Raw genomic sequence first — 1,014 nt, 5'->3', positions numbered from 1 at the left:
TGTTCTGGTCTAATTCAGATGGACACCTCGATAGGGGATGATTCCACCGAGAGCCCAGCAAGATATGACCCGTATTCGTAGAACCTTTGATGCCGCCTTCAAACTCCAGGTGGTACAGATGATCCGAGAGCAAGGCCTGAGCGTAGGCCAGGTTTGCCGCGATCAGGACTTGATTGACAGCGCGGTACGCCGCTGGTTGGCCCAGTACGACGCCGAGCAATCAGGCCAGGCCGGTATTGGCAAGCCGCTCACGCCCGAGCAGCAGCGCATCCGCGAACTGGAGCGAGAGAACCAGCGGCTGCGCGAGGATGTGTCGCTGTTAAAAAAAGCATCGGCCTTCTTCGCCCGGGAACTGAAGTGATCCAGAAGCTGATCAATCAGTGGCAGAAGAAGGCCAAGACTACCCGTCTGTGCCGTTTACTGGGTATCAGTCGTTCAGGCTTGTATGCCGCCCGTCGTCGGCGACAAGCGGCGCAGGCCTGCGCGTTGAGTACGCCGTTGCAGGCTGCCTTCCAGGCCAGCGGGGGCAACTATGGCAGCCGTCGGCTATGCGCCGCACTCAAGGCCCAGGGCCTGTGCGTCGGGCGTTATCGTGTGCGCAGACTGATGAAACAGCACGGACTGAAGGCGCGTTGGAAACGCAAATTCNTCCACACCACCGATAGNCGGCATGACCTGCCGGTGGCAGCCAACCTCTTGGACCGGCGCTTCAATCCNAGTGCCCCTGACCAGGCNTGGGTTGCCGACATCACCTATGTCCGCACCGGGCGCGGCTGGCTGTATCTGGCCGCCGTGCTGGACCTGTACTCGCGCAAGGTCGTGGGCTGGACCATGGCACCCAGCATGCCCGCCGAACTGGTGTGCGCGGCCTTGCANATGGCNATCGTGCTGCGCCAACCCAAGCCCGGATTGATTGTGCATACCGATCGCGGTAGCCAGTACGCCAGCCAAGCCCACCGCGACCTGCTAGCCCGCCACGGCCTGATTGCCAGCATGAGCCGCAAGGGCAACTGC

The 1,014-nt window shown here is 61.7% G+C and carries 1 protein-coding gene and 3 pseudogenes; all 4 read left to right on the top strand.

What is annotated here, in order from left to right; genetic code table 11:
- Positions 1 to 37 precede the first annotated feature (37 nt).
- A pseudogene (locus ACNA1V_RS17390) lies at positions 38 to 648 on the top strand (IS3 family transposase); the annotation flags it as partial.
- Positions 649 to 666: 18 nt separating this feature from the next.
- A pseudogene (locus ACNA1V_RS17385) lies at positions 667 to 716 on the top strand (hypothetical protein); the annotation flags it as partial.
- 19 nt (positions 717 to 735) lie between these two features.
- Positions 736 to 875: pseudogene (locus ACNA1V_RS17380) on the top strand (DDE-type integrase/transposase/recombinase); the annotation flags it as partial.
- Positions 876 to 882: 7 nt separating this feature from the next.
- Positions 883 to 1,014: DDE-type integrase/transposase/recombinase (locus ACNA1V_RS17375; RefSeq protein ID WP_415834824.1), on the top strand; the 132-nt coding region annotated here is incomplete at both ends.

Origin of the sequence: Kerstersia similis (genome assembly GCF_965139615.1) — a bacterium.
Classification (GTDB): domain Bacteria; phylum Pseudomonadota; class Gammaproteobacteria; order Burkholderiales; family Burkholderiaceae_B; genus Kerstersia; species Kerstersia similis.
This window is presented reverse-complemented; position numbering and strand designations above follow the sequence as displayed.